Source organism: Oceanobacillus sp. GQ8 (genome assembly GCF_059758495.1).
On record NZ_JCAXEV010000002.1, the window covers coordinates 438,575 to 460,046 of the forward strand.

The following is a 21,472-nucleotide window of genomic DNA, read 5'->3' on the forward strand; positions in this document are numbered from 1 at the left end:
TGTTATCATGTGTGGTTTTGTTGGGGTGTTATTAAAAGAGGATGCATTACAATTTAGCCCAGACCATTTAGACGAAATTAAGGCTAGTAGCGACATTATTCACCATCGCGGTCCTGATGAGAATGGATTTTATTATGATTCTACTATTGCCCTCTCATTTAAGCGATTAAGCATAATTGATTATGAAGGTGGCCAACAACCATGGGCATTTGGAGAAGATCGCTATCATATGGTCTTTAATGGTGAAATTTATAACTTTAAACAATTACGCTCACAACTTGAGGAAAAAGGTTATGAGTTTATTACAAAGTCAGATACAGAGGTAGTTGGTGCAATGTTTTTAGATAAGGGAGTAGATGCTTTTGTAGAATTACGGGGAATGTTTTCTATTTTAATATGGGATAGACAAGAAAAAGCACTATATGGTGCAAGAGACGCCTTTGGAATTAAACCATTCTACTATACGGAGAGTGACAGCGAGCTTATACTGGCATCAGAAAAAAAGAGCATTACCTATTTATCTCAACAGCAAGCAATAAATGAAAGAGCATTACAACATTATATGTCATTTCAGTATGTACCAGATCCGATTAGTCTAACAGAAGGGGTAAACCGTTTAGAGCCGGGCCACTATTTTATAAAAGAATGGAAAGAGCCCATTAAAAAACAACGTTATTTTCATGCAACTTTTGAGCCGGCAATAGGGAATGAACAGCAAATTATTCGTTGTGTCCGAGACGTGCTCATTGACTCCGTTGAAAAACATATGCAAAGCGATGCGCCACTGGGAGCCTTTTTATCTGGGGGAATAGATTCGACTTTTATTGTTGCACTTGCGAAAGAAATTAATCCGCACATTAAAACCTTCTCGGTAGGGTTTGAGGAGAACGGTTACTCCGAGGTTTCTGTTGCAGAAAGAAGTGCCGAAGCAATGGGGGTACAAAATTCCAGCTATCATATCACTGCAGAAGAATATTTGAATGCACTGCCTAAGATAATGTGGCACATGGATGACCCATTGGCAGATCCGGCTTGTGTACCGCTTTATTTTGTTGCACAAGAGGCGGGGAGGCATGTCAAGGCAGTTCTTTCTGGTGAAGGGGCAGATGAGCTCTTTGGTGGGTACAATATTTACCGTGAACCATTATCTTTAAAGGGTTTTGATTATATGCCAAAAAAAGTGCTCCATCTCTTAAATCGGCTATCGGCTATTTTCCCAGAAGGGACGAAAGGGAAAAGCTTCCTAGAACGTGGAACGACTCCACTACAAAAAAGGTACATTGGGAATGCCAAAATGTTTGAGGAAGCTGATAAGGAGCAATTACTTCAACACTATTATAAAGAATCTGGATATGAAAAATGGACTTCACCGCTGTATCGAAATGTGGAGAATTCCCATAAGGTTCATCAGATGCAGTATATCGATATACACACATGGCTTCCGGGTGATATTTTGTTGAAAGCAGATAAAATGACAATGGCACATTCGCTTGAACTTCGGGTTCCTTTTTTAGATAAGGAAGTATTCGAGATTGCAAGACGTCTACCGGTGGAAGCCAACTTCACATCTGGCACCACTAAATCAATTTTAAGAAAAGCAGCTGAAGGAATTGTACCAGAACATGTAGTGGATCGAAGGAAATTGGGATTTCCTGTGCCGATCAGGGATTGGTTAAGAAATGAACTGTATGATTGGGCTAAAAAGCTCATTAATCAAAGCGAAACGAATCACTTGCTAAATAAGCAGGTTGCCATGGAATTATTGGATCGTCATGCTACCGGTAAAAGGGATTATTCCCGCAAGCTTTGGACGATTCTTATGTTCATGCAGTGGCACCAAGTCTTTGTTGAAAAGGAATATGACTTGGGCACACAAATTCAATTTAAGCAGTCTGCTAAGATGACCTCCTAGTATGCCAGCATAATAATAGAGATGTGTGTCAAACTAACTCTAAGAATTGAAGGTATAGGAGTTGTTTAGATGGAATTCGACTGGATTTGGAAGTCAATTATCATTGTATTAGGAGGGACCTTTTTATTACGGTTAGCAGGTAGAAAGTCAATCTCACAAATGACGTTGGCTCAAACAGTTATTATGATTGGGATTGGTTCTCTACTAATTCAGCCACTTGCTGGAGCGAATATTTGGACCACGCTAGGTGTCGGTACAGTGCTTGTTTTAACATTAATTGCGATGGAGTTTATCCAAATTAAAGGGGATTTTTTCGAAAATCTTATTACAGGTAAGTCCAAGGTTTTAATAAAAGATGGGGTTATACAAGAAGCGAGTTTGAAGAGGCTACGGTTAACGGTAGATCAATTGGAGATGAATCTGCGTCAACAGAACGTACAGCGAATAAATGACGTTCAGTGGGCAACACTTGAGCCCAATGGCCAGGTTGGTTTCACCTTAAAGCCAGATTCACAGCCAGTAACAAAAAAGGAATTTCAACAGCTGGCTGATGATTTAAAGACTTATTTGCAAACGATGACGCCAACGAAGGAAGTAGAACAGCTACGTAACCAGCTAGCGTCATTATCAGCCCAGGTTCAACAATCTAATATTGATTCAGAGGGGCTTTTCAAGGAAGTGCAATATAAGCATCATGAGAATACACCGCCAAAACGGTTGCAGTAGTCAATCCTTTAAAGGATTAGAGTCAGATAAAAGAACAGCATGAGATTATAATGTGCCATTGGTAAAACGAAGTGTTTTCTGTAATGGTTACTAAGCCTCCCCCTAACAATTTATTTAATATGTTAAGGGGGTGCACATTAAGTCCTAATTAGATCTTCAGCTTATCTATCAAACAGTGCTTTCATGTCGACATTTTCCCTCTTTTCAGGCGGTGTCTCGAACATAGGTTTCTTTGTAAAACCAAAAGCGCCGGCTATAAGATTACGGGGGAAGGTAGAAATCAGCTGATTATACTTCCCTGTATGCGCATTAAAGTTGCGGCGCGCTGCTTGAATTTGTTCTTCGATGTTATTGATCGAACGCTGAATATGCAGGTAGTTTTCATTAAACTGGATTTCCGGGTAGCTTTCCATGTTCATCATAATATTAGGCATTTCTTGCTGAAGAGTGTTATGCGCTTTAATTTTTTCATTCATATTAGGCGCATTCATGACACCTGTTCTTAACGCTGTTACATCTTTCAATACTTCCATTTCTTTATCCGTTGCAACTCGAGCTGTTTGAACCAGATTATCCAACTCATCTACTCGCTTCATTAAAAAAGCATCCAAATCACTAAAAGCATTTTCCACATTTACTTCCTGTTTCTTCATCTTGTTATAGCTCAAAATAAAAAATAAGATAAAAGTAACCGCTACAGCTACAATAATTATCATGCCTGTATCCATACAAACCCTCCTCGTTACGCTTTATTCTTTATTCCAAATTCTTAAATTAAGATTTAGTTCATCCACCAGTTCTAGGGCAATATTAATGTCGTGAAAGTAACCCTTCATTACTTCTTTCGTTAAAGGCAAATAGATGCTGAAGGTAAAATGCTCTTTTTCTGTTGGTAGCAAGAAATACATTTTGCCATCCTTGAAAGAGAAGTAAGGTGGATTTACAAAGTTTAATTGTGGGGAGTATCGTGCATTCATCGCAATCCGAGATGCTTCTTTAAATGAAGCTGGTTTGGGGATCTCTTTTGTTCGATCCCGTGTTGTAAAGGAAAGTAACCTGTTCATGAAATTTGGTGTCAGGATATATCTCGCTGTAATCTGATCTGTTGTTCGAACATCAAAAGTATCCATAAAGTCGATGTCTTCCAGTTCTACCTCTTCTAACCTATCCTTAATGTTCTTTTTCTGCTTCTTCGCAACCGTCCGGTCATTTTGTGGGGTGACAATGGTAAGCCCATCAAAATCCTTATTGAAATCAGCCACAAAAAAGAGGCCTTTGAATACTGGGAGGATACGTTGCTTTTTCTTACCTTCTCTATCTTTAAATGGAACAACATGGGAGGCTTTAACTTCCGAAAACATTAGTTCTGTTTTAGGTTGTCTGTTACCCGACGGATTTCCTTCTACACTGCTCCCTACACTTCCTTTAATAAAGTCATCCCCACTATACCGATTTGGGTCGATATCGAAAATGTTCGAGTTAATAAAATCCTCTTGCGGAACGTACCTCCTTCGAGAATAAGTAAATCTTCGGTTAATAAACTTCACAATATCTGTGACAAGCTCTTCCTTTATCTTTTTTTCAAGTTCCCTACGATTTCTTTCTATATCTTTAAAAATAAAGGTACAAATAAAAAGGATGCCAAAAAATAGATAGCCTATAATAAAAGGCCAAAAGAAATAGCTTAATAGTAATACGACAACAGCGGGCAATAGTTTCATTGCCTGCTTTTTGGTCAGGCCTATTGCTTTTCTTCTTTCAGCTTCCAGACGTTCAACATCGCTTTTTAGCTCTTCTTCATAATACGCATCAAATTCTTCCTCTGTTTTTGCAAATCGCTCAAGCTGGTATGCCTCATCCCACTTTTTCATCCGTTTCCTCTCCCGCTTTTTACTATGGATAGTATAGCAAATTATCCCAATAAACTAGGAAGATAAATGAAAAATAATCCAAAAGCACTATGCGCCAAGTCTTGTTTATCCTGATGGAAACAAAGGGAAGTAATAAACAACAGCAAATGAGGAGGAGAGGACATATGAACCACAAGAATGAAGGGAGAAAAATGCCCTTCACATCTGTCGGGAGTGGAAACGTACAATTAGTAGCTGAAAAGGTGCATTGCTATACAAACCAAATTGTGAATGTATGTTTTGTAGGTGATAAAGAGGAATGGGTGCTCGTTGATGCAGGGATGCCAGGTTCCGCCTCTAACATTAAGGCAGGGGCAGAGCAGTTGTTTGGCCAAGGAGCAAAGCCAAAGGCAATTATTTTAACACATGGACACTTTGACCATGTAGGTTCTGTAGTAGAACTTGTAGAGGAGTGGGGTGTACCGGTTTATGCTCACCCGTTAGAAGTTCCATACCTAACAGGTGAAACGCGTTACAATGAACCCGATCCAAGCGTGTCAGGTGGCATGGTGGCAAAGTTATCTGTATTCTTCCCAAATAGACCAGTCGATCTATCAGGGCATATCCACAAGCTACCACATGATGGGACAATTCCATTCATGCCTGGTTGGCAATGGATCCATACCCCTGGCCATACACCAGGACATATTTCTGCATTTCGTTTTACTGATAAAACGTTACTTGCAGGGGATGCGTTTACAACAGTGAAACAGGAAGATATGTTGGAGGTTGTACAACAGAAAATGGAGATTCATGGGCCACCAAGGTATTTTACCCCTGATTGGGAGGCTGCAGAAGCGTCAGTGAAAAAATTAGTACATCTGAAACCAGTTCATGGTGTAACGGGCCATGGTGTACCTGTTTCGGGTGACAAGTTGCTTGATGGGTTAACATATCTAGCTGATCATTTTAAAGAGATAGCCGTTCCGAGTCACGGACGATATGTAGATGGAGAGAAATAAGCAGAATTGAGGGAAACACAAATGCCGAATGGTAGTTGAGCATTAATAAGTGCTTAAATTCATTCGGCATGTTTTAATAGAATCCCTCCTCTTTATTAACTAGAAAAATAGTTGAGAGAGAAAAAATATTTTTTAGAAAGATAGTGGCTGAAAAATGGCTGAAAAACAAAGATTTCGGCAGGAAAGAAACAAAAATTAATGGTTTTTGTGAGGTTCAATCGTTGGTTTATTTGCTTGATTTCATTTAGGCAATATGATAGTCTTTAAATACAAGATATTGGTGAATGTAAAGAAAAAAACACTATATATAGTGTTTTTTATAGTTTATAATATATTAGCAGCATGATTAAAACACCCGAAAACGACGTTAAAAAGCATAATAGCGCACGTTCTACTTTACCATAAAACACCGAAGAGAAGATAGTTAAATTTTATCCTGGTGTAACCGTCCGTAAGACTCCCACTTCAAAACATGAAGTGAAACCGTGATGTTTAAGTGGGAGTAAACGGACGCTAACACCCCGATTCGTTCAACGAACAATCAGTGGGGGAAGAACGAAAACCCCTACTGATTGCAGTTTCACTTTATTGAACACAAGTTTTGCTTAACGTTTTGAATCTCCATGTTTACTCTCGGTTAAAAACCGTTCATTTTTAGTCTGATGAGCGGTTTTATATTGAGAAAACTAGGGGAAGTAATTACATAGATTAAGAGGAGGATTCATCGTGAATACCGTAATTCTATCCAATGAAGAAAAAATAATGCAGCTAATTGACGAGGCAGCACATGGTTTGAATGTGAATACAGAGGCTTATAAGCAAAAAGCTGTAAAAGCCATTCATGCTGAAATGACTGATGAAAAAGTGACAGATACACTTGTTAAAAATGCGCTGGAAAATATTGATGAAGCAGCACCAGAATGGACATATCTAGCAAGTAGAATCTATTTAAATCGTCTTTACCGTCTTGCAGGTGAAAACCGTCATTACGCACCTGAGAAAAAATACGGAGATCTATACGAATTGATCCAGACACTAACAAATGAAGGTGTTTATGCATCAAACCTGCTAGATAAATACAGCAAGGCTGAAATTGATCAGTTTGCTAACATGATCGCCCCTGAAAGAGATCTGTTATTTAATTATCTAGGGCTGCACACCATTGCAACACGTTACCTTGCAACAGATCATGACAAGAATATCTACGAGCTGCCACAAGAACGTTGGATGGTTATTGCGATGTATCTTATGCAAGATGAGAAATCTTCCCAAAGAGAGCAACTTGTTACAGAAGCGTATTGGGCTTTAAGTAACTTATATATGACAGTGGCAACACCAACGCTAACAAATGCAGGGAAAACACATGGCCAATTATCCAGCTGTTTTATCGACACAGTAGACGATAGCCTGCAATCCATCTATGACAGTAATACAGATATTGCCAAGTTATCGAAAAACGGTGGCGGAATCGGTGTTTATATGGGTAAAATCCGTGGTCGTGGTAGTTCAATTAAAGGCTACAAAGGCATGTCAAGCGGTGTCGTGCCATGGATTAAGCAACTAAATAATACAGCTGTGAATGTTGACCAGCTTGGGACAAGAAAAGGTGCAATCGCGATCTACCTTGACGTTTGGCATCATGACATTGAAGCATTCCTTGACCTTAAGTTAAATAACGGCGATGACAGAATGCGCGCACATGATATCTTTACGGGTGTCTGCCTTCCAGACTATTTCATGGAGCAGGTAGAAAACAGAGGTGACTGGTATCTATTTGACCCACATGAAGTCCGTGAAGTAATGGGATATTCCCTAGAAGATTTCTATGATGAAGAAAAAGGCGATGGCGAATGGCGCAGGAAGTATGAAGAGTGTGTACAGTCCGATCTTCTTACAAAGAAACAAGTACCTGCTATTTCAATTATGAAACGCATCATGAAGTCACAATTAGAATCAGGTACACCATTCATGTTCTACCGTGACGAAGTAAATAGACAGAACAGTAACGAGCATAATGGCATGATTTACTGTTCAAACCTTTGTACAGAAATAACGCAGAATCAGTCACCGACTGAATTTCTGGAAGAATATGTGGAGAATGAAGATACCATTGTTAAGAAATATAAAGCTGGCGATTATGTTGTATGTAATCTAAGCTCCATTAACCTAGGTAAAGCTGTCCCTGACGGTGTTTTAGACCGCCTTATTAAAATACAGGTTCGCATGCTTGATAACGTTATTGATATAAACACATTGCCAATCAAGCAAACGCAAATGACAAACCAAAAATACCGTGCTATCGGACTTGGAACATTTGGCTGGCATCACCTTCTAGCATTGAAGGATATGAAGTGGGAGACAGAGGAAGCTGTTCAATTTGCAGATGACCTTTATGAACAGGTTGCTTATCTGACGGTTAAAAACAGTATGGAATTAAGTAAGGAAAAAGGCAGCTACCCAGCATTTGCCGGAAGTAACTGGGAAACAGGAAGCTATTTCACGAAAAAAGGATATACCGATGAAAAGTGGACGGCACTACAACAAGAAGTAGCAGAAAACGGAATGCGTAATGGTTATCTAATGGCTGTTGCACCGAACTCTACTACAGCTATGATTGCAGGTTCAACTGCAAGTATTGATCCGATTTTCAAGGCCTTCTACAACGAAGAGAAGAAGGACTTTAAAATTCCTACAACGGCACCTGATTTAAACCATAATACGTACGATATCTATCGTCGTTCTGCGTATATTGTTGACCAACGTTGGTCCATTAAACAAAATGCTGCAAGACAAAAACATATTGATCAAAGCATTTCATTTAACTTTTATGTGCCAAATACAATAAAAGCATCTGTTTTACTTGATCTTCATATGCGAGCTTGGAGCGAAGGATTGAAAACAACCTACTATGTCCGTTCTACATCCAACGATGTCGAAGAATGTGAGTGGTGTCAAAGTTGAATGCACTAATAGCGTATCTTTCTTATAGTAGTAATACAAAAGAGGTAGCGGAACTTATAGGAGAACAGGTGGAGGCTGAGGGCCTTCAGCTGGATATTCACCGAATTGGTATCGATCAACCTGTAGATGCGCAGCATTATGATTTTATTTTTCTTGGAACATTTACGTGGGATATGGGTTCCACCCCTGATGAAGTGAAGGACTTTGTGCTCGAAGTCGGATGCAAGCCTGAAAACGTAGCTGTCTTTGGCACAGGAGATACCCAGTTTGGGGGCGATGCGCTGTTCTGTAAGGCAGTAGATAAGCTCACAACATTTTATCACAGCAAATGGGCTGGACTAAAAATCGAACAATCCCCCCGTGGCAGCCAAGAAAAGAAAGTAAAGAACTGGGTGGAAGGAGTACTTAATTATGCAAGAAGCTATGCTTAAAAAGGCTAAAACACTAGAGCCGTTAAACCCAAACAAATCGACGGGAATTTTCGGTGGGAAATCCAGTGGCATATTAAACTGGAATGACATTGCCTACCCACACTGGTACAAGATGTACAAGCGACTGATCGGAAACTATTGGCAAGCAGATGAGGTCAATATGTCCAGTGATGTAAAACAGTTTGCTTCACTGGATAAGTCTGAGCAAGATGCCTATTTAAAAATCATTGGTCTCTTGTCAACATTGGATGCACCACAAACACGCACAGCATTATTGCTTTCTTTGTATGCGAGTGATGCTTCAGTTCAATCGATTATGGCAGTTATCGCACAACAGGAAGCAGTGCATAATGAAAGCTATTCTTATGTGTTGTCTTCCGTTGTTTCCCTGGATGAACAGAATGAAGCATTTCAGCTTGGACGCAAGGATCCCATTCTTCTAAAGCGAAATGAAAATCTTGTGAAGCAATACAATGCTTTTGTGGAAGAGCCAACAATGGAAAACATTTTAAAAACGATCGTCTACACTTCATTACTTGAAGGGATGTTCTTCTATTCTGGCTTTGCCTTTTTCTATAATTTGGCTAGACATAATAAAATGGTCGGGACGTCAACGATGATTAGCTATATTAACCGGGATGAGCTAGAGCATGGTCGGTTTATCGCGGAATTATTCCGGGCTGCATTGGATGAAAATCCTTCTTACAATACCCCAGAGTTCATTGAATGGGTATATGAGCAATTTAAAGAATCTGTTGACCTAGAAATTGAATGGTCCACTTATGTCCTAAAAGATGTAGAAGGAATCGATTTGGACGAGATGGCAGGCTATGTTAAATACCGTGCCAACAAAATGCTTCGGATGCTTGGATTAAGCGAGATTTATCCAGAGAATTTAGAGAACCCTATGAAGTGGATTCGCGCTTATGTAGATAATTTTGATGGTACAAAAACGGATTTCTTTGAACAGAAATCAAGACAATATACCAAAACAAGTGACCTAAACGGTTTTGATGACTTGTAAAAAGATAGTTTAAATAAAGATGCTTGGATAATCTCCAAGCATCTTTATTTATGGACCGAAACTTATCCTTCTGTATGTAATTTAACGACAACGATTTCGGGGCGGTTAAAGATTCTTAATGGGAAAAGGCTGTTTCCGAGTCCTCTATTTACAATCATTGTCGTGTCGTTTGCTTTGTGTTCACCGGAAGTATACGTGGGTAATAGCCCTTGGTTCGGGGCAATTAAACCACCTATAAACGGAATCCTAACCTGTCCTCCGTGAGCGTGTCCTGAAAACACCAAGTCAATCCCATATTTACTATACAGAGATAATAATTCAGGTCTATGGGATAATAAAACTTGAAACGTCTCCTCATCGTCAACTTCTTTTAAAGCACTCTCAATATAATTTCTGGTTGTCACGACGTCAGACTCAACACCACTATTATGTGATGGATCATCCACTCCTATTAGTCTAATTTTCTCTGCCCCTAGAGTGATTTCTTCTGCTGTATTTCTCATCACGTGAACGCCAGTATTTTTTAACTTTTCCTCTAATGAATTGAATTTCTGTGATCGCCATTCGTGGTTTCCTGTTACATAATACACTGGGGCAATTTCCACAATTTTTTCCATCAACTTGATACTAGGTTTCTCATCATATCGCCTTGAATCTATTACATCACCTGTAAATACAATGACATCTGGCTCTGCCTTTTTAATTTTTTCAACAAGGTAGCTTTGATCATCCCCAAAAGACTTGTTATGTAAATCAGATAGTTGTACAATTTTATATCCATCAAACACTTCTGGCAGGTTATCCGATTGTTTCGTATGTTTACTGATCAAGATAGAATTGTTTTGATAATAAAAGAATACGATTAACAAAACTATCCCAATTAACACGTATAACCACCACTTTCTCTTTATTTTCTTCAACGTATATCTCCTTTGTTATTAACATGACTTGGGAATTAATAAGTCTTTTTCTAAAGATGATTATAACACTTTAGAAATTTTCACAATCCTTTTAATCACGCGTAAAGAGTATTAAAATCCTAATATAGAACTTTACTATACTTACTTCAACATAAACAGCTTAGATTCCTTCTATATAGTACTCTACCAATTGGAAAGGACAGTGTAGTATAAAGGTAAAAGGGATGAACCTTGACTAATTTAATATGGGATATATAATAATGGGTAATAGCATATGAGATAAGTTTTCTAGGGTTCCGCAACGAAAAACGTTGGTCTGGTCCGAGAGAAAACTCACAGCCTTTGCTGTGTCACGGAAGGATAAAAGCCTGGGAGGAACGATTTTATAGTTCTCTCGGGCATTTTTATTTTTATCCCGGTGCAACCGTCCGTAAAAAACATGAAGTGAAACAGTGATGTTTAAGTGGGAGTAAACGGACGCTAACACCCCGATTTATTCAACTAACAATCAGTGAGGGAAGAAAGAAAACCTCCAATGATTGCAGTTTCATTTTATAATACAAATGGAGGTACGGCTAAAATGAATGCAAACTGGGTTAAAGTAGTAATCGCCGCTATTTTCGAGGTTTTATGGGTCATCGGCTTAAAACATGCTGGTGGTTTCTGGGAGTGGACTGGAACAATAATCGCTATTTATATCAGCTTTTACTTGATGATTATGGCTAGTAAACAACTTCCTGTAGGAACTGTGTATGCAGTGTTTGTTGGGTTTGGTACTACTGGAACGGTCCTTGCAGATTTTATGTTTTTTGAGGTACCACTCAACTTACCTAAAGTCATTTTAATTTTGATTTTATTGACAGGGGTAATGGGACTGAAGCTAGTTACTAAGGATAATGTAAAAGAAGGAGTGGAATCATAATGGCTTGGGCTTCTTTAATCGTAGCAGGTATCTTTGAAATGCTTGGAGTTTCCATGATAAATAAATTGCACAGGGATCGTAATCTGCAGGCCTTGATTCTTTTAATCATTAGCTTTGGTGCTAGTTTTCTATTCCTCGCCTATGCAATGAAATCGCTTCCAATGGGAATTTCCTATGCCATTTGGACAGGAATCGGTGCAGCAGGGGGCGCCATTTTAGGTATGATCCTCTACGGAGAATCAAAAGAATGGAAGAGAATTATGTTTATTACAATGATATTAGGTGCAGTGATTGGTTTGAAACTGGTTTCCTAACATCAAAAATGAAAAAGCCAAGTCATAAGTGACTTGGCTTTTTCATTATAGTTCGTCTAATAAAATCACTTCACCGGTCGCAGCATTTACCCCGTAAAAACAGTCGACCTTACCGCAAAGCTGATAGGTCCTACTATTAGGCTCATAAATATAGACAGGCGTGATCTCAATATAGCTATGCAATTTTTCAAATGCTTCGTCCTTGGTTAACACAAGAGCTTCCGCTTCAGAGAAATGGTCAAACATCTCGAGTATAAACTCGTTATCTGTGAAATTGAGTACCCTGTATGTTGCTGGATCAATAAACAGCTTTAGCTTATGCTGAATCACTTTCTTATCCTGCACCTTAGGCCAGAGCTCTGCAATCAGATAACCGTGTTCGCGGAAAATAGCATATAGCTTCCACTTGCCACTGTCTTCTGGGTATTTTTCCTTTGTAAAGGACCCTACAGCCTCAAAACTCCGTTCTATATCTACTGGGGTTAAAGGACGTTTATTTTCGTCTGGCTTGTTTGCTAAAGCTTCCTCTAAAGACACCTCATGTGATAAGTCAATCTCTTGAGCAACGAAGGTTTCTTCCATCGTCTCTGAGTCCCATTCTATATTTCTAGCTACGATTTCATAGCTATCCCGCATTTCTGCTTTTTCAAACGGGATGATATGCTGCTTATCATTGGTTATGAATGTAGTGGTAGTTCCGAAGACTGGAAGCCAACGCTCCTCCTCTTCAATAGGGATCTCCAATAATTGAAGCTGATTTAGGATAATGGGATCTACAATAGAAGAGGTAAGGGCAAACGGTTCCCACTTAATCTGATCTTCTTGTGGAAAACTGCCATCCATGGAAAATTGGGACAGCTGACCTTCCTCATTAAACACTACTTCTATCGTACCCACAGGAAATACGGGGATGTTATCAGCTGCTGCCAAAAAGCGAATTCCGTTTTCCGCTTCTTCTTTCAGCTGGAACTGTCTACCGAATTCCAGGCCGGTAGTTTCTTCTACCCATTCGATGATGGTCTCACTACCGTCATTTAACTGTGGAAAAACGTGTTCTTCCACTAAATTGGCACCTTGTACAAACGTGAAGTGGCGTAGTTTCTTCGACTCAAGTTCTATTTCAATCACAGCAGTACCTGGAGGATTTAGCCCTTCCTCTACTTCTCCTTCTACGACTCTAGGAACCCATTCCATTGAGAAGAGAAAGCCGCTTTCTACGTTGCTGTTATCGTCACGAAAAAGATGGTATCTTTCTAAGTAATAGTTATCAAGGCCGTAATTTTTCTGGCAGGAGTCAGCCAGCTCCTGTAAACGTTCATTCATGTTTAGTCCTCACTTTACCTACAATTTCCTATAGTATAACACGGTGCAAACAGGGTAAAAAGAAAATGCTTTACCTTCTCGTCACGTTAACGTTTAGTATAATAGACGAAGGGTTGTGAGATTTATGTATATAAAAGAAGTAGCTAAAAAATTAGAGACATCAACTCGGACAATTAGGTATTACGAGGAAAAGGGGCTTATTACTCCTGCTAAAGAAGAGAATAATCAGTACCGATTTTTTAATGAAGAAGACCTGGTAAGATTGAGTACGATCCTGTCGCTACGTGAAGTAGGGATTCCTGTTGAAGCGATTCATAGCTTGTTAAAAGATAAGGATATGCGAGTGGAAGATTATTTAAATGTGCAGCGAGGCGTGCTTTATGAGCAATGGTTAGAGCTGAAAGACATGATCCAGACCCTTGATAAGATGCAAGAACGGGCTGGAAAAGGAGACAACGTTACCAACGACTTATTTGGATTAGCAAAACATTTGAAAACATTGAAAGCAATGCGTAAAAACTGGCAGGATAAATGGAACTTTGATAGCCAAGCCCATGACTATGACCAAAGCATTAAAATGCATGGGTATAAATTTAATGTCCATGAAGATTATCATACCGCATTAAATAAAGTGGTCGATAGGCTTCAGTTAAATCCAAATGAAATTTGTCTTGATATTGGGATTGGCACGGGTAATTTGGGGTCACGGTTTATAGAAAAAGGAGCAAAGGTTATTGGTGTAGATCAATCCGAGGAAATGCTTGCTTTCTGTAAAGAGAAGCATCCAGAAATTGAGACGAGGAAGGGGCATTTTCTAGCTCTTCCAGTAATGAACATGCAGGTAGATGCCGTTGTTTCCAGTTATGCCTTACACCATTTAACCGATGACGAAAAGCTGCTAGCATTGGAAGAAATGGATCGGGTTCTAAAAAGGCGTGGAGAAATCTGTATAGCAGACCTCATGTTTTTGAATGAGGAACATAGGCAGCATACCATGCAAAGCTTTCGTGAACAAGGCAATGCCGAAGCAATTGGGGCGATAGAAGATGAATATTATGCAGATCGTTCACAACTAGTTGATTGGTTGCAGAAACATAATTACACAGTGGAAACGCATCAGTTTAACTCTATTTTAAGTATGATCTATGCAAGGAAGCATGCTGAGAATGAAAGGTGAAGCAATGGAAAGGGTATCCTTACAATTTTATTCCGCTAAAAATAAGGTTCAGATGCAATCGTATCATCTAACGGAACAACAATTAGAATATACCGCGCATCCAATCGATGCACTGAAAAAATGTAAGGAAGATTCAACCCGGTACCCTGTAGTCATTTTAACCGGAACAATTCCTGCGGGATTTTTCGTACTTCATGAGAAGGATGGGGTACGATCCTATTCGAAAAATCTTAATGCTATCCTATTGCGTGCCTATTCTGTTCAAACGGCTTTTCAAGGTAAAGGTATTGCAAAAAGTTCCATTGAACTACTCACTTTGTTTTTAGCAGAATCATTCCCAACGATAGATGAAGTTGTTCTGGCAGTTAATAATGCAAATGATATTGCACAGCAATTATATAAAAAGAGCGGGTTCCGTGATACAGGTAGAAGAATCGATGGCAAATCAGGTGAGCAATATATTTTTTCTAAGTCATTAAATTTAAAATAGGCTGTCCATAAAGGACAGCCTGTCTACATTTAGTGAAAATAATTTACCAATCCGTCTGCTATTGCTTCTGCAACCTGGTGGTGGTAACCGGTGGTCTGAATGGTTGCATAGTCACCAGGATTTGTGAGAAAGCCTAATTCAAGTAATATTGCTGGTGCATTATTCTTACGTAACACCCGAAACTCTTCTTGAAATAACCCGCGGTTATAGAGGGGGAGAGAACCGGATAGTTTATTTTGAATATCTTCTGCTAATGCAAGGTCTTTATTCTGCGAGGAGTAATAAGTACCTATGCCTTGAATCGATTGGACGGGAAACGCGTTATAATGAATACTAATAAACGCATCTGTATTATAGGTGTTGCTTATCTCTGCGCGTCTGTCGAGTGAGAGGAAGGTGTCCTTGCTTCTAGTTTGAATGACAGTAGCACCCTTAGCACGTAAAACTTTAGCAACTTCGCTTGCTGTTTGACTATTTACCGTTTTTTCTTCCGTACCATTTAGTCCTATGGCTCCAGGATCTTTTCCTCCATGCCCTGCATCAATTACGATATTATACCCATCAAGTGGGCTGCTCGTGGAAACCCCTTTTACCTCTTCGGCAACAGTTCCCGTCTTCTTGCCGGTTTGCTCTTCGGAAGAATCTGCCTTATTCGATTTGTCCGTTAACCACGAGGCAATCCATCCCGTTGACCCATCGTGTAGTTTAATTTTGTACCAATCAGCTTCTGTCTCTACCATGTTGTATGTATCACCTATAGTGGCAGAACCCACAATGGCAAAGTCTGTACTTGGGCCTGAACGGATATAAACACTTTGACCTGTTACCATAAGCTCTTGAGATTCATTTTTTGTAATGGTGTTCTCTTTTTTCTTGGTTAAATAATGTGCTGCAACCCATGCTTCCTCGCCATCATAATAGGTTTGTAGCCAGCCATAATGTTCATTAAAGGCAATTACCTGGTCTCCTTTATGTAATTTGCCGATTACAGGGCCCGTACCAGATGGCTCACTTCTTACGTTTAATACAATGTCGCCAACTTCATAGACGTCACCACTTTCTGCACTCCCTTGTTTTGGTAGGGAGATAAAGGTTCCGACTAAGACAATAAAAATAATAAGTGCTTTACTAATCTTCATGATAGCCTCCTTTAATTGAATAACTTTATTATTGCATAGTATTTTCCTAGATTGCTAGAAATTAAACGTGCTTTATAGAAAACAAATCGGAAGGACTAGAAGTTAAGTAGAAATGAGAAGGAAGCAGGAAAGGGAGGGGGCATTGTAGAATATGTTTAGGTAAGAAGAACTTTTAAAGCGTGCAGAAAACCGATATATATTTAGGAGGAATAGTATTAGTAAGCGTACACTAGAATTCTTTGAGTCATTTTCCATGTGGAACCTACTTCCAGTCTTACTTTCGCTTCTCATTGTACTGGTTCTCTCGTGGGTATTCAGGAAATCCAGTAAAACAGACAAAGGGCGGCGAATATTTTATTATAAGTTAAGTTATAGGCGAAAGATGATTAGAGACTTGTGGACAATCCCGCCAGCCTATCTATTTTTAGGAGTTGTATTATATTTTACACCTGTAGGGCTAGGCTTCAAGCTATTGGTAATCGGAGCCCTGATTGTGTTGGGGGCATTAAATGTAGGTTACAACTACTACATGTGGAAGAAAAGAGAAGCGAAGGTAAACTAAAAACAGCTGTCCAAGCGGGCAGCTGTTTTAATAGAAATTATTGAAGTTCACTAATTAACGTTGAAGCAGCTTCCAATGCACGGTGGTCCTCCACTATCGCTCCGGGCTTCCGAGCCTCTCCAATGACATAGCCTCCCACTTTTGTACCGTAGAATTGGCAGATATATGTCAGTTGTTGTATAAGGGGCAAGCCTTTTACTGTTGGTTGATCCCCGCCAACAAGAATGAAGTAGGCTTTCTTTTTGCCCAATTCTTCTCTGAAATGGGCATAATTCGTATCCCTCATTACTTGGGACCAACGATCAATGAATACTTTTAGTGGGCCGGCCATTCCATACCAGTAAATAGGGGTAGCAAAAACAATGATGTCATGTTCGAGCATTTGATCAACCAATTGTAAATGATCATCCTGCATGTCGGGAAACCCTTCAGGTGAATGGCGTAAGTCAGTAATAGGCTGAATCTCATAATCCCTTAAATAGAGATGGGTGGCCTTATCCTTTGGTATGGCCTGATACGCTAGATATTCCGTATTTCCTTTTTCTCTTGTGGAGCCGTGAAACACAGCGATCTTCATTATATACCCTCCTTGTTTTTCCAGCTTTGCTGCATACTATTGCTACCATAACAGTGGTTGGAGGATAAGTTTCATTCATTGAGGTATATAGTAGCGGTCTAATTAAGTTTATTCATCATAATGTAATTTAGAAGTAAAGTTCCTTTCTAGTTAGGTTAAAAAAGTCCTATAATGGGAGTTGGAGACTTCGTGCACAATTATAAAATCTTACTTAAACGATTATGTATCGTTATCGTCATCTTGTTCTTATCCATTCTTACCGTAACGTGGGTGTTTCCCTATGCGAGCTTAAGTGTTGCAAAGGCCTATTCAATAAAACAGGAACCTATTGTGGTTAAACATTATGTAGACACGTTACAAGAATATAAGAAATTAATAAATGAAAACCAGAAGCAAACAAACACATATGCTACAGCGTTAGCGGCCTTTGACTTTTTTGACCAGGTTTTGGTGCATAACAAACATGAATGGAGAATGACACCTGATACGTTAGAGGAGTTGCATTTTCAAGTAGCAATATACCGCGATATGCTTATTATGCTAAGCTTTAGTGAAACCTACAGTAATGAAGCAAGAATGTATTTGAAAACCGCTTTGAATGCTGCTATAGAATTAGCGGATAGCATTTCCTTTATTCAATTGAGTGAGGGTCTAACAAGGAAGGATTTACGCATTCTCCTAGGAAATCTATATGGAGAAATGGGTCGTAATTTAGATGGGTTTATGACCTTTTACCAATATACTACAGCGGAAAATGAATCTTAACTTGGCATGTGAAAAACGAGATCGGGACATAACAAAAAGTTTTAGTCAAGAGACGGACGATAGAATAAGCGTAAGAATTATACGGGGGCTCCTTGAAAATCAAAAAACGATTTTCTGCGTGCGATGCAATGCTGTCGAAGTCTTCCTTGTCCTATGGGAGGAAGGCCTAGGCGAGACCCCGGAATGCGAAGCATCCGGAGGCTCACCAGCCGCCCATGGAAAGCAAAGTATATTTCTGAAGCGGTTTTTCAAAGGCCAATCTTTCGAATTTATCTTTTGCGTAAATACTTTTGTCCCATTCTCGTTACAATAATTTAAGCTTTAAGCCATTTTATGATTTCCCCTGGTGTCGCATTTTTTCCATACATCAAAATACCCACTTTGAATATTTTTCCTGCCAGTTTCATAAATGCCCAAACACTTATAGCAAGAATAGCTAAAGAGATTCCAATTTCAATCCATGGCCATTCTTCCAGTGTAGTTAAGCGAAGCAGCAGGACTGCAGGCGATGTAAATGGAATGTAGGTACCTATTTGGGCCATAAGTCCACTTGGGTCACTTAATACAGGCCCGATAAAGACAAATGGCAAAAACGGGAGCATCATGACAAAACCTTGGAAGTTTCCTGCGGTTGTAACATCAGCCATCGTCGCACCAACACCAACAAAGATAGAAGCGAATAAGAGATAACCAAGTATTGCAATAAGTAGATACAAGGCAAGCTCTGGTACTAATAGATATTCCAGAAGCGGTTCATCCAATCGCCACATTAAAACTGGCAATAAAAGTACTGTAGAAACAAGTGTTTGAATGAGACCCAAAACGAAATAGCCGATAATCTTTCCTTGCATCAATTCAGTTGGTGTTAGGGAAGACAGGATGATTTCTGCGATCTTATCCTTTTTTTCTTGGGAAGCACTTTGGAAAATAGCCATTCCTGTAAAGACAACAGATAATAGGACAAAGCCACCAAAGATTCCAGGTACCAAGGTTTGTAATGGATTTTCTTCCATTCCTCCTAAGCTACCTTCACTGGTCTCTGTAGCCGTGTCGTCACCAGCTTCGACGAATTGAACACCTTGGGAAATACCCGCAAGTTGTGCCTCTGTTAACCCTAGCTCTTCCATTTGCTTCGCTTGAATAGGACCAGCTAAGACCTGAACCTCACTCATAAAGAAGGAGTCCATATCCTCGGACGTGTAAACAGCTAATGCCCCTTCTTCAAGGCCTTCCTGGTCAACAAACACATAGGCTGTTTCTTCACTGTTTTCCAGTTCTTCTTGTGCTTCAGCCTCTGTTAAATCTGTTTGCATTAAATCCCAACTTATACCAGTCTCTTCTATGGTGCTTGCCATGTCATCATATACACCAAGCTGATCGTTAACAAACACCGTTGCCGGATCTGAGGCTTCTTCCTCGGTATCATCAAAGAGGCTACTAATCACCATAAATCCGATAATAAGTAAAGGTGTTAATACAAGACCAATAAGATAAGATTTATTTTTCATATTTCGCTTGATTTCCCATTTGGCGACTTTCATCGTGTTACGCATACACTTCACCTACTTTCTTTTCTTGTAAGAGGTTGTTATCTGATGCTATATCAATAAAGATTTCGTGCAAGGACACTCTGTTTATTTTCAGTTCAAGTATTTGTAAATCTTCTGGTAGCTGCTTAAGCCATTGATTTGGGTTAACATCTTTATCCAAATAGAGGATGGTACTTCCCTCATTTACTTCAATTCGCTGAACATCTGGTAGTAACTCTAATTGTATAGGGTCATTATTCCCATGAATGGTGCATTTGAAGTTGGCATACTCTGTCTTCACGTCGTCCATCGTCCCGTAAATCACCTTTTTTCCACGATGAATCATGAATAAACGGTCAGCCATTTCTTCAACAAGATTCATTTGATGAGAAGAGAGAAGAATAGCTGTTCCATTTTTTGCTAAATTGCGAATTTCGTCTTTAAATAATTCTTGGCTAACAGGATCCAGCCCGGAGAATGGTTCATCCAAAATAAGTAGTTCTGGTTCATGAATAATTGAAGCAATAAACTGTACTTTTTGCCCCATCCCTTTAGAAAGTTCTTCTACTGAGACTTTATCCTTTCCTTCTAAGTCAAACTTTTTTAAGTATTCAAGTGCTCTCGTTCGCGCTTTATCTAGTGGATAATCTTTTAGCTCAGCTAAATACAGAAGGATATCCATCACTTTAACGTTTTTGTATAGCCCCCGTTCCTCTGGTAGATAGCCGATTCGATGTCTTGGAATATCCTTCCCATTGGTACTTTGAAAGTGAATACTTCCTTCATCTGGATACATGATTCCCATAATGTTACGTATGGTGGTAGACTTGCCGGCACCGTTAGGGCCTAAGATAGCCATGATTTCCCCTTTGTGTACTTCAAAAGAGATGTCGGAAATTACTTGTTTGTCTTTAAAAGCCTTGCCCAAATTTGAAACAGAGAGCATTTTATCCATGTTCCTCTTCCTTTCTTTTTCTTATTTATTTAGTAATAGGGTGAGGGATTCTTCAAGGTCCAACGTTTTCTGATTTACGCAATGGAGGTCATGTTCTCGCATGTATGCTTCCACCGCTTCAGGTTTGCTTGTAATAAACTGGTTTCCTTCCCTGGAAACTTCGCCGGGTAGGGACTCTGAAGGTAATGCATCCCTCAACCAGTATTGACGATACATATATTGAATCGTTTCTTTTTCATAAGTCCCCATCCATTTTCCCTCTTGTAATACGCACAAGTAGTCAGCAAGTTTCATAATATCGTCAACTTGGTGTGTGCTCATGACAATGGCACGATCCCCTGATTCCATCCATTCTATAAGTAAATCAATAAACGTTTGCTTGGAGGGAATATCCATAAACGCTGTTGGTTCATCAAGAAGCAGGATGGAGGTGTTTCTCGCAACAGTTAACGCAAGAATAAGTTTTTGTTGCATTCCTTGAGAGAGCTTTCCAAACCGCTTATTTAATGGAACAGAAAAGACTTGAATAATTTCGTTAAATTGCTGATCATCCCATGCCGGGTATAATGGCGCAATAAAGTCTCTTAACGCTTTGCCAGAAAAGGCATCCCAACCAATCATCGTTTGTGGCTGGTAGGCGATATGAGTTTTCCACTCTTCATTAAGACCGTTCACAAACATGTTGTGGATTTTAATATTGCCAGCATCTGCTTTAGCCAGATTCATCATCAGCTTAAGGAGCGTACTTTTTCCAGAGCCATTCGTTCCTACTAATGCTGTTATTGTCCCAGCTTCAATCGATAAATTTATTGGACCGAGTTTAAATTCGTCCACATTTTTTTGGACCTGTTTTACTTCTGCTAATGCCTTCAT

At 39.4% G+C, this 21,472-nt stretch carries 21 protein-coding genes and 1 riboswitch; of the genes, 12 read left to right on the forward strand and 9 right to left on the reverse strand.

Features of this window, described 5'->3' with window-relative positions:
• The first annotated feature begins 7 nt into the window (after positions 1-7).
• Positions 8-1,912 carry an asparagine synthase (glutamine-hydrolyzing) gene (gene asnB / locus AC6CHS_RS07155; protein ID WP_498235181.1) on the forward strand — a complete coding sequence of 635 codons (1,905 nt, stop codon included), beginning with the start codon at positions 8-10 and terminating at the stop codon, positions 1,910-1,912.
• A gap of 69 nt (positions 1,913-1,981) precedes the next feature.
• The gene (locus tag AC6CHS_RS07160; protein WP_498235183.1) at positions 1,982-2,638 is read left to right on the forward strand and encodes a DUF421 domain-containing protein; all 657 of its coding nucleotides are present in this window, start codon (positions 1,982-1,984) and stop codon (positions 2,636-2,638) included.
• 161 nt (positions 2,639-2,799) lie between these two features.
• On the opposite strand, the gene AC6CHS_RS07165 is transcribed toward AC6CHS_RS07160, so the two are convergent.
• Together AC6CHS_RS07165 and AC6CHS_RS07170 are read right to left on the reverse strand one after the other, a co-directional pair.
• The gene (locus tag AC6CHS_RS07165) at positions 2,800-3,366 is read right to left on the reverse strand and encodes a LemA family protein (protein WP_498235184.1); all 567 of its coding nucleotides are present in this window, start codon (positions 3,364-3,366) and stop codon (positions 2,800-2,802) included.
• A gap of 21 nt (positions 3,367-3,387) precedes the next feature.
• Positions 3,388-4,509: a DUF3137 domain-containing protein gene (locus AC6CHS_RS07170; protein WP_498235186.1), complete on the reverse strand. Its 1,122-nt coding sequence runs from the start codon at positions 4,507-4,509 to the stop codon at positions 3,388-3,390.
• A gap of 164 nt (positions 4,510-4,673) precedes the next feature.
• Between AC6CHS_RS07170 and AC6CHS_RS07175 the strand changes: the two genes are divergently transcribed.
• From AC6CHS_RS07175 to AC6CHS_RS07190, 4 genes are all read left to right on the forward strand, one after another.
• Entirely contained in the window at positions 4,674-5,510 is an 837-nt protein-coding gene (locus tag AC6CHS_RS07175; protein WP_498235188.1) for an MBL fold metallo-hydrolase, read from the forward strand.
• A gap of 762 nt (positions 5,511-6,272) precedes the next feature.
• Positions 6,273-8,471, forward strand: coding sequence for a ribonucleoside-diphosphate reductase subunit alpha (locus AC6CHS_RS07180; protein WP_498235688.1), 2,199 nt, complete (start codon positions 6,273-6,275; stop codon positions 8,469-8,471).
• Positions 8,468-8,902 (forward strand): flavodoxin, encoded by a 435-nt coding sequence (locus AC6CHS_RS07185; protein ID WP_498235190.1) that lies wholly within the window; start codon positions 8,468-8,470, stop codon positions 8,900-8,902. Before AC6CHS_RS07180 ends, AC6CHS_RS07185 begins: the two co-directional genes overlap by 4 nt.
• Positions 8,883-9,926, forward strand: a complete 1,044-nt coding sequence (locus AC6CHS_RS07190; protein ID WP_036577682.1) for a ribonucleotide-diphosphate reductase subunit beta — start codon at positions 8,883-8,885, stop codon at positions 9,924-9,926. The genes AC6CHS_RS07185 and AC6CHS_RS07190 overlap by 20 nt, the downstream gene beginning before the upstream one ends.
• Positions 9,927-9,988: 62 nt before the next feature.
• Here the strand turns inward: AC6CHS_RS07190 and AC6CHS_RS07195 are convergent, their stop codons facing one another.
• The gene (locus AC6CHS_RS07195; RefSeq protein ID WP_498235689.1) at positions 9,989-10,837 is read right to left on the reverse strand and encodes a metallophosphoesterase; all 849 of its coding nucleotides are present in this window, start codon (positions 10,835-10,837) and stop codon (positions 9,989-9,991) included.
• A gap of 286 nt (positions 10,838-11,123) precedes the next feature.
• Positions 11,124-11,223: riboswitch (guanidine-I (ykkC/yxkD leader) on the forward strand.
• Between the two features lie 203 nt (positions 11,224-11,426).
• On the opposite strand from AC6CHS_RS07195, the gene AC6CHS_RS07200 reads away from it, so the two are divergent.
• On the forward strand, positions 11,427-11,768 hold the full coding sequence (locus AC6CHS_RS07200) for a DMT family transporter (RefSeq protein WP_498235192.1): 342 nt from the start codon (positions 11,427-11,429) through the stop codon (positions 11,766-11,768).
• Entirely contained in the window at positions 11,768-12,082 is a 315-nt protein-coding gene (locus AC6CHS_RS07205; RefSeq protein ID WP_379551542.1) for a DMT family transporter, read from the forward strand. Before AC6CHS_RS07200 ends, AC6CHS_RS07205 begins: the two co-directional genes overlap by 1 nt.
• A 45-nt stretch (positions 12,083-12,127) precedes the next feature.
• Here AC6CHS_RS07205 and AC6CHS_RS07210 read toward each other — a convergent pair whose 3' ends face one another.
• Entirely contained in the window at positions 12,128-13,405 is a 1,278-nt protein-coding gene (locus AC6CHS_RS07210; RefSeq protein WP_498235194.1) for a hypothetical protein, read from the reverse strand.
• A 124-nt stretch (positions 13,406-13,529) separates the two neighbouring features.
• Here AC6CHS_RS07210 and AC6CHS_RS07215 point away from each other — a divergent pair, with 124 nt between their 5' ends.
• Together AC6CHS_RS07215 and AC6CHS_RS07220 are read left to right on the forward strand one after the other, a co-directional pair.
• Positions 13,530-14,582: a methyltransferase domain-containing protein gene (locus AC6CHS_RS07215; protein WP_498235196.1), complete on the forward strand. Its 1,053-nt coding sequence runs from the start codon at positions 13,530-13,532 to the stop codon at positions 14,580-14,582.
• On the forward strand, positions 14,572-15,072 hold the full coding sequence (locus AC6CHS_RS07220) for a GNAT family N-acetyltransferase (protein ID WP_498235198.1): 501 nt from the start codon (positions 14,572-14,574) through the stop codon (positions 15,070-15,072). The genes AC6CHS_RS07215 and AC6CHS_RS07220 overlap by 11 nt, the downstream gene beginning before the upstream one ends.
• Before the next feature lie 29 nt (positions 15,073-15,101).
• Here the strand turns inward: AC6CHS_RS07220 and AC6CHS_RS07225 are convergent, their stop codons facing one another.
• Positions 15,102-16,211 carry an N-acetylmuramoyl-L-alanine amidase family protein gene (locus tag AC6CHS_RS07225; protein ID WP_498235200.1) on the reverse strand — a complete coding sequence of 370 codons (1,110 nt, stop codon included), beginning with the start codon at positions 16,209-16,211 and terminating at the stop codon, positions 15,102-15,104.
• Between the two features lie 382 nt (positions 16,212-16,593).
• Between AC6CHS_RS07225 and AC6CHS_RS07230 the strand changes: the two genes are divergently transcribed.
• A complete protein-coding gene (locus AC6CHS_RS07230) occupies positions 16,594-16,773 on the forward strand; it encodes a hypothetical protein (protein ID WP_498235202.1) in 180 nt (59 codons plus the stop codon).
• A gap of 37 nt (positions 16,774-16,810) precedes the next feature.
• Here the strand turns inward: AC6CHS_RS07230 and AC6CHS_RS07235 are convergent, their stop codons facing one another.
• Positions 16,811-17,350, reverse strand: a complete 540-nt coding sequence (locus AC6CHS_RS07235) for a flavodoxin family protein (protein ID WP_498235204.1) — start codon at positions 17,348-17,350, stop codon at positions 16,811-16,813.
• A gap of 189 nt (positions 17,351-17,539) precedes the next feature.
• Here AC6CHS_RS07235 and AC6CHS_RS07240 point away from each other — a divergent pair, with 189 nt between their 5' ends.
• Positions 17,540-18,115, forward strand: a complete 576-nt coding sequence (locus AC6CHS_RS07240) for a hypothetical protein (RefSeq protein ID WP_498235206.1) — start codon at positions 17,540-17,542, stop codon at positions 18,113-18,115.
• 314 nt (positions 18,116-18,429) lie between these two features.
• Here AC6CHS_RS07240 and AC6CHS_RS07245 read toward each other — a convergent pair whose 3' ends face one another.
• The 3 genes from AC6CHS_RS07245 to AC6CHS_RS07255 are packed head-to-tail and all read right to left on the reverse strand — an operon-like array spanning position 18,430 to position 21,472.
• Positions 18,430-19,656 carry an ABC transporter permease gene (locus AC6CHS_RS07245; RefSeq protein ID WP_498235208.1) on the reverse strand — a complete coding sequence of 409 codons (1,227 nt, stop codon included), beginning with the start codon at positions 19,654-19,656 and terminating at the stop codon, positions 18,430-18,432.
• Between the two features lie 4 nt (positions 19,657-19,660).
• Positions 19,661-20,599, reverse strand: coding sequence for an ABC transporter ATP-binding protein (locus AC6CHS_RS07250; protein WP_498235210.1), 939 nt, complete (start codon positions 20,597-20,599; stop codon positions 19,661-19,663).
• 21 nt (positions 20,600-20,620) lie between these two features.
• Positions 20,621-21,472 (reverse strand): ATP-binding cassette domain-containing protein, encoded by an 852-nt coding sequence (locus AC6CHS_RS07255; RefSeq protein ID WP_498235211.1) that lies wholly within the window; start codon positions 21,470-21,472, stop codon positions 20,621-20,623.

Excerpts from the sequence above, each read along its gene's own strand:
- asnB (WP_498235181.1), top strand. The coding sequence starts at position 8 with ATGTGTGGTTTTGTTGGGGTGTTATTAAAAGAGGATGCATTACAATTT.
- AC6CHS_RS07160 (WP_498235183.1), top strand. The coding sequence starts at position 1,982 with ATGGAATTCGACTGGATTTGGAAGTCAATTATCATTGTATTAGGAGGG.
- AC6CHS_RS07165 (WP_498235184.1), bottom strand. The coding sequence starts at position 3,366 with ATGGATACAGGCATGATAATTATTGTAGCTGTAGCGGTTACTTTTATC.
- AC6CHS_RS07170 (WP_498235186.1), bottom strand. The coding sequence starts at position 4,509 with ATGAAAAAGTGGGATGAGGCATACCAGCTTGAGCGATTTGCAAAAACA.
- AC6CHS_RS07175 (WP_498235188.1), top strand. The coding sequence starts at position 4,674 with ATGAACCACAAGAATGAAGGGAGAAAAATGCCCTTCACATCTGTCGGG.
- AC6CHS_RS07180 (WP_498235688.1), top strand. The coding sequence starts at position 6,273 with ATGCAGCTAATTGACGAGGCAGCACATGGTTTGAATGTGAATACAGAG.
- AC6CHS_RS07190 (WP_036577682.1), top strand. The coding sequence starts at position 8,883 with ATGCAAGAAGCTATGCTTAAAAAGGCTAAAACACTAGAGCCGTTAAAC.
- AC6CHS_RS07200 (WP_498235192.1), top strand. The coding sequence starts at position 11,427 with ATGAATGCAAACTGGGTTAAAGTAGTAATCGCCGCTATTTTCGAGGTT.
- AC6CHS_RS07205 (WP_379551542.1), top strand. The coding sequence starts at position 11,768 with ATGGCTTGGGCTTCTTTAATCGTAGCAGGTATCTTTGAAATGCTTGGA.
- AC6CHS_RS07210 (WP_498235194.1), bottom strand. The coding sequence starts at position 13,405 with ATGAATGAACGTTTACAGGAGCTGGCTGACTCCTGCCAGAAAAATTAC.
- AC6CHS_RS07215 (WP_498235196.1), top strand. The coding sequence starts at position 13,530 with ATGTATATAAAAGAAGTAGCTAAAAAATTAGAGACATCAACTCGGACA.
- AC6CHS_RS07220 (WP_498235198.1), top strand. The coding sequence starts at position 14,572 with ATGAAAGGTGAAGCAATGGAAAGGGTATCCTTACAATTTTATTCCGCT.
- AC6CHS_RS07225 (WP_498235200.1), bottom strand. The coding sequence starts at position 16,211 with ATGAAGATTAGTAAAGCACTTATTATTTTTATTGTCTTAGTCGGAACC.
- AC6CHS_RS07230 (WP_498235202.1), top strand. The coding sequence starts at position 16,594 with ATGATTAGAGACTTGTGGACAATCCCGCCAGCCTATCTATTTTTAGGA.
- AC6CHS_RS07235 (WP_498235204.1), bottom strand. The coding sequence starts at position 17,350 with ATGAAGATCGCTGTGTTTCACGGCTCCACAAGAGAAAAAGGAAATACG.
- AC6CHS_RS07245 (WP_498235208.1), bottom strand. The coding sequence starts at position 19,656 with ATGAAAGTCGCCAAATGGGAAATCAAGCGAAATATGAAAAATAAATCT.
- AC6CHS_RS07250 (WP_498235210.1), bottom strand. The coding sequence starts at position 20,599 with ATGGATAAAATGCTCTCTGTTTCAAATTTGGGCAAGGCTTTTAAAGAC.
- AC6CHS_RS07255 (WP_498235211.1), bottom strand. The coding sequence starts at position 21,472 with ATGAAGGCATTAGCAGAAGTAAAACAGGTCCAAAAAAATGTGGACGAA.